Source organism: Arachidicoccus sp. (assembly GCF_050436765.1).
Taxonomy (GTDB): domain Bacteria; phylum Bacteroidota; class Bacteroidia; order Chitinophagales; family Chitinophagaceae; genus Arachidicoccus.
In genome coordinates, this window is sequence record NZ_JBNQGD010000244.1 from 1 (window position 1) to 5,781 (window position 5,781).

Genomic DNA, 5,781 nt, shown 5'->3' on the forward strand with positions numbered 1-5,781 from the left:
GTACTATTGCAAATAATATGTTTTGTTTTTGTGTTAATGAAGCCATTTGGAATGGATGAAGGTTTTGCTTCTCGTTTATCCTTTTTACTTGTAGGCCTCTGGTGGTTCGGCTTTGCACAGATTACGTTTTTCAGGTTGCCCAAAAGTAAAATAAATACGTCTAGGGAGGTTTCTGTTTTTAATAATGGATTTACCGAGTTGAGAAAAGTATGGCGACAGTTGAAGATGATGCCTGTTTTGAAACGCTACCTGTTCTCATTTTTCTTTTATAGTATGGGTGTGCAGACGGTGATGATTGCCGCTACCTTGTTTGGCAGTCAGGTGTTGAATTTAAGTGTGACCCAATTGATTGTTTGTATTTTAATCATTCAAATTGTGGCTATTGGAGGTTCTTATTTGATGGCCAAATTGTCTGAGAAATTCGGCAATATTCGGGTGCTCTCCGTTGTTGTCATAATATGGATCGGGGTGTGTGTGATGGCTTATTTTATCCAGACAGCCATTGGGTTTTATATAGTGGCGACCCTTGTAGGCATTGTAATGGGCGGCATACAGTCGCTTAGCCGTTCTACTTATTCCAAGCTGATGCCTTCAACAAAAGATACGGCTTCTTTCTTCAGCTTTTTTGATGTTTCAGAAAAGGTTGCCATTGTTATCGGTACCTTTAGTTTTGGTTTCATTCAACAGTTAACCGGTAATATGCGTTACGCTATTCTTGTTCTTATCCTTTTCTTTATCATTGGGTTTTTCGGTCTACTGTATACGCGAAAAATACAACGTTTTCATCTTTCTTAAATTATTTTAATAGAACGGGTCCAAAAATATTTTTCTAAATAATTCTAGTTTATAAAATAAACTACTTTATATTTGTGCCTTATTTATAAAAATAAATTAAAATGGAAGACAAAAATATTTCTCCCCTGGAAAGTTTAAAGGTGATAGAGCAAATGCTTGCTGCCTCACGCAATAAGTTTTATAATAATGGCTTTGCCTTTTTATTTTGGGGAGTTTTAATCATTCTTGCTTGTATAACGCAATACGTAATGATAGAAATGGGTTATGGTCACCAATCAAATTATGTGTGGCCTGTCGTGGTAATTATGGGCATAATTGTGACCTTTCTCTATTTTAGGTTTCAGCGAACAGCGGGACAACGCGCTTTTTCGCGTCTGGACGCTAATAACGGGATGATATGGATCGCCTTCGGTATTACCTATATGGTGGTTATTTTCATGTGTGTGAAAATGAATATTTACCCGGTTGGTTTTATTTGGTGTTTGTTGGGCTTTGGCATGTTTGCTTCCGGCGGTGTTTATCGATTTAAGCCCTTGTATTTTGGCGCCGTAGTTTTTTGGATAGGTGCTATTATCTCCGCATATCTCGGCAATGATACCAGTGAGCTTTTGATTGGTGCACTTACAATGTTCATCGGTTATATTATTCCCGGTTATTTATTATGGAAGAAAGCAAAAAATGAAGCAAATGTTTAAGCAATTAGATGCACTGCTACATTCTGAATTGCGCTTGGCAATTATGAGCTTGCTAGTGGGTGTAAATGAAGCAGAGTTTGGATTTATAAGGGAGAAAACGGGTGCTACTGCGGGCAATTTGAGTGTGCAATTGCAAAAGTTGGATGAAGCGGGTTATATTTCTCTGAAGAAATCCTTCAAAGGTAAATATCCACTTACAACCTGTAAAATCAGTAAAAAAGGTATTGCTGCTTTCGAAGAGTATGTTGAGGCAATAAAAAGCTACCTGAAATTTGAAGAGTAATATAAAAATTTTGTGATATTATATCGCCAAAGCATAATAACTGTTGTCTGCCGACAAGAAAATGACGATTAGCGAAAATCCATTGCTTATTGTTGTTCTCGAAATTACATTTGATTTTGAAATTCTAAATTAATAATTTAAAGATTTGCTTGATGAAAAAGCCAATATTATTGGTGCTACTTTCTTTATGTATTGTCTCTTGTTTTGCGCAAACGATTATTGAAGGCACCATAAAAGATAAGAGAATGAAACCGATCGTTGGTGCCAGTATTGCTATTAAAAATTCTTATGATGGAGCAGTCTCCGATAGCGCGGGCCGTTTTAAGTTTACTACCTCCGGGCAAGAAAAAGACACTTTACTGGTTACATCCACCGGTTATGAAGATTTTGATGAAGTATTGGAAACTGGTAAGTCCACTGATCTGAATATTGTTTTAAAAGAAGCGATTAACGAGCTGAATGCGGTGACGGTTACTGCCGGCGCATTTTCCGCGGGGGATGCTAAAAAAGGTGTAGTCTTGAGCGCATTAGATATCGTAACGACTGCTACCAACGGAGATATAACTACTGCATTGCGGACTTTGCCGGGTGCGCAGCAAGTTGGGGAACAGGAAGGTCTGTTCGTGAGGGGCGGTACCGGAGACGAAACTAAGCAATATATGGATGGTGCTGTAATTAGTAATCCTTATTTTAGGGGGCCTCCGGAGATCACCCAGCGTGGTCGTTTTAATCCATTTTTGTTTAGCGGAACCGTATTTAGTACAGGCGGCTATTCTGCTATATATGGCGATGCACTTTCTTCGGTTGTTTTGCTGACAAGTAACGCATTACCTGATAAGTCGGAAGTGGATTTATCGGTCTCGCCATTGTTTTTGGGAGCGGGTACACAACAATTATCTAAAAGTAAAAAGTCTTCTTTTGGATTAAATTATGGCTATACCAATGTTTCCTTATATTTTGATGTGATAAAAACAAAACCTGATTTTTTTAAAGCACCACAATATCATACGGCGGACTTTAATTATCGTGTGAAGACTAAATGGGGTGGGATGATTAAGTATTATACATCTTTTGGTTATAATAAAGTTGGCATGCGCAATCAGGATGTGGACAGCCTCTATTTAAAAGATCAGTTCGATGTTAAGAGTGCTAATTGGTACAATAACCTGAACTGGATAGAAAATTTGGGCAAGCGTTGGAAAATGTATTGGTCAAATAGTTTTAGTATCAATTCAGATAAAATAAAAGAACAAATTGTCGATGTAAGTAATCGGCCGAAACAGTTTGATACGAATACCTATTGGATGAATTTGAAGAATTTTGACTTAAAAAATAGTACCGATAATTTGCAGTCTAGAATTGTTTTTGAAAAAAAATTGGAACACCTAAATGCGATTCGTTTTGGTGGAGAATACAATTATGAAGCTGCCAACCTTTTATACAACAATTATCCCGTTAATTTACAAGATAATTATGGCGCATTGTTTGCGGAAACGGACACTTATTTTTCTAATCATTTTATGATGAAATTAGGGGGTAGAGGTGAATATTCTACTTTGCTCCAGCAGAGCAATTGGTCTCCACGTCTTTCTTTTGCCTATAGCTTGGGGGCAAATGCGCAGATGTCGGCGGCTTATGGTATGTTCTATCAAAAGCCCGAAACCATGTTTTTGATGTATAATCGTCATCTGGATTTCACCAAGGCTACTCATTATATAATCAATTATCAAAAGACAGGAGACAGACAATTATTTCGCATCGAAGCCTACTATAAAGATTATGATAAACTAATTAAAACTGTTCCTTTAAAAAATGGGACATTTACTTATAATAATAACGGTTCGGGTTACGCAAAGGGAGTTGATATCTTTTGGAGAGATAAGAAAACTTTTAAGAATTTTGAATATTGGGTGAGTTATTCCTATCTAGATACTAAAAGAGATTATTTAAATTATTCTGAAACTTTGCAGCCTGACTATGCCACACCGCATACATTTTCGGTAGTAGGAAAGAAGTTTTTTCAAAAGCTAAAAACACAAGTGAATTTGACTTATAGTTTTGCTACAGGCCGCCCTTATTATCATTTTATGCCCAACAGCAATCATGGCTATGATTTAACTGACAAGGGTGCAACAATTGATTATAATAATGTGGGATTAAGTGTAGATTATCTACCCAATTTAGGGAAAGCAAATGCCAAAAGCAATATTATCATTGTGGCGACCATTAGCAATCTATTGGACAATAAACAGATTTATGGTTATAATTATTCCTACAATGGTTCTTATAAAACCCCCGTACTTCCTTCAGCCAGACAATTCTTCTTTATAGGTGTATTTTTTACGTGGGGCGTTGATCGCTCTCAACAGATTATCAACGATAATCTTTAAATTTAATAATATTAAAAATCAAAAAAATGAAAAAACTGATTCTTCCCTTAGCGATATTGTTGGGCGTTTCAACAGTATTTGCACAATCCGCCAAGTATGAAGGCGCGATGAAATCCAATTTGTCTTTGTTGAAAAATGCAAAGACTTCAGCGGATTATTTAAATGTATCCGGTGCATTTGAAAGAATTGCCAGTGCAGAGAAAACCCAGTGGCTACCTTATTATTATGCGGCTCTGGCGCAACTGGATGAAGGGATGAACGACCCGCAAGCAGACAAAGATGCTATCGGGAAAAAAGTAGATGAGTTGCTTACTTCGGCAGAGGCCATCGACAAAAATGCAGAGCTGAGTGTTTTACATTATTATAATGAAACGATGGAAATGACGGTAAACCCACAAGAACGGTGGCAAACTAGTGGAGTGGCAATGGCTAAATATGTTAAGCAGACGATGGAACAGGACGCTACTAATCCGAGAATTTATTTTTTAATGGGAGAAAATATATTTCATACACCAGAGAATTTTGGAGGTGGGAAAGAAAAAGCAAAGCCTATTTTTCAAAAATCCGTAGATTTGTTTGCAACGTTTAAACCTGCAAGTGATATTTCACCGAACTGGGGTAAACAGTTGGCTGAAAAAATGCTGGAAGAATGCGATAAATAGCACTTGGGGAGCTATGATAATGAAATTGTGGGTAAAAATAAAATGAATCATAATTTCGGATATGGATAATAAAATAAACTATGGTATTGATGCACCAAAAGTAATACGCAATTTATTGATGATAGGTTTCGTGGCTTTGTTGGCTGGGCTTGCAGCAATTCCGTTGTTAGGCATTTCCTGGTTATTGATGCTGGCCGGTACATTTATCTACACCGGCTTTTTTTGTCTAGCTGAGGGGCTACTGATGATTTGGTATAGCAAATATGGTAAATTGAAACATCGGGACAGAATGTTGAAATTATTTTCATTCTCCGGAAGAGAAAAGGTTTTGGACATAGGCACCGGCCGGGGGTTATTGATGATTGGTGCGGCTAAACATTTGCCTGAGGGCCGGTCCGTAGGCATTGATATATGGAATGCAGAAGACCTGAGTGGTAATAATTTTGAGAGTGCAATGCAAAATGCGCGTCTGGAGGGGGTGTCAAATAGAGTAGAAGTGCTAAATGAAAATATTATACGAACTTCTTTTGAAAGCGCCAGTTTCGATTTGATTTTGAGTAATCTCTGTTTGCATAATATATACGAAAAGGAAAGCAGAAAAGCGGCCTGTGAAGAAATTTACAGGTTACTAAAGCCAGGGGCCAAAGCCATTATTTCTGACTTTAGGCATACGGCTGTTTACAAAAATATTTTTGAACAGTTAGGGATGACGGTAAAAAAACATGGGCCTTTTATTTTCAATACTTTTCCACCACTCACTATAATCGTCGCGGAAAAAAATTGAGGCTAGGGTTGTTCTATTAAATGATGAAACCACACCTCTGTAGCGTCGTTGGGCACTGCATTGTAATTAATGTGTAGCTCTTCTCCTTTTTTCCTGTTTTGAACACTTTTCGGTAGTCAAAAACACAACTAGTTGATATTGAATTAATTAAGCTTATATTTTTGCTAATTTT

At 37.2% G+C, this 5,781-nt stretch carries 6 protein-coding genes; all 6 read left to right on the forward strand.

All coding sequences use genetic code 11. The features are described from left to right. A partial coding sequence (locus ACQR30_RS10670; RefSeq protein ID WP_429734862.1) for an MFS transporter occupies positions 1–795 on the forward strand: 795 nt, incomplete at its 5' end. 101 nt (positions 796–896) lie between these two features. Then, a complete protein-coding gene (locus ACQR30_RS10675) occupies positions 897–1,490 on the forward strand; it encodes a hypothetical protein (protein ID WP_429734864.1) in 594 nt (197 codons plus the stop codon). Continuing rightward, a complete protein-coding gene (locus ACQR30_RS10680; protein WP_429734866.1) occupies positions 1,483–1,773 on the forward strand; it encodes a winged helix-turn-helix domain-containing protein in 291 nt (96 codons plus the stop codon). The genes ACQR30_RS10675 and ACQR30_RS10680 overlap by 8 nt, the downstream gene beginning before the upstream one ends. Before the next feature lie 152 nt (positions 1,774–1,925). After that, positions 1,926–4,163 (forward strand): TonB-dependent receptor, encoded by a 2,238-nt coding sequence (locus ACQR30_RS10685; RefSeq protein ID WP_429734869.1) that lies wholly within the window; start codon positions 1,926–1,928, stop codon positions 4,161–4,163. A gap of 26 nt (positions 4,164–4,189) precedes the next feature. Continuing rightward, entirely contained in the window at positions 4,190–4,825 is a 636-nt protein-coding gene (locus ACQR30_RS10690) for a hypothetical protein (protein WP_429734871.1), read from the forward strand. A gap of 61 nt (positions 4,826–4,886) precedes the next feature. Next, positions 4,887–5,609 carry a class I SAM-dependent methyltransferase gene (locus ACQR30_RS10695; protein WP_429734873.1) on the forward strand — a complete coding sequence of 241 codons (723 nt, stop codon included), beginning with the start codon at positions 4,887–4,889 and terminating at the stop codon, positions 5,607–5,609. Positions 5,610–5,781: the final 172 nt, after the last annotated feature.

Bases quoted from the DNA above. Each gene is read 5' to 3' on its own strand.
- ACQR30_RS10675 (WP_429734864.1), top strand. From the start codon at position 897: ATGGAAGACAAAAATATTTCTCCCCTGGAAAGTTTAAAGGTGATAGAG.
- ACQR30_RS10680 (WP_429734866.1), top strand. From the start codon at position 1,483: ATGTTTAAGCAATTAGATGCACTGCTACATTCTGAATTGCGCTTGGCA.
- ACQR30_RS10685 (WP_429734869.1), top strand. From the start codon at position 1,926: ATGAAAAAGCCAATATTATTGGTGCTACTTTCTTTATGTATTGTCTCT.
- ACQR30_RS10690 (WP_429734871.1), top strand. From the start codon at position 4,190: ATGAAAAAACTGATTCTTCCCTTAGCGATATTGTTGGGCGTTTCAACA.
- ACQR30_RS10695 (WP_429734873.1), top strand. From the start codon at position 4,887: ATGGATAATAAAATAAACTATGGTATTGATGCACCAAAAGTAATACGC.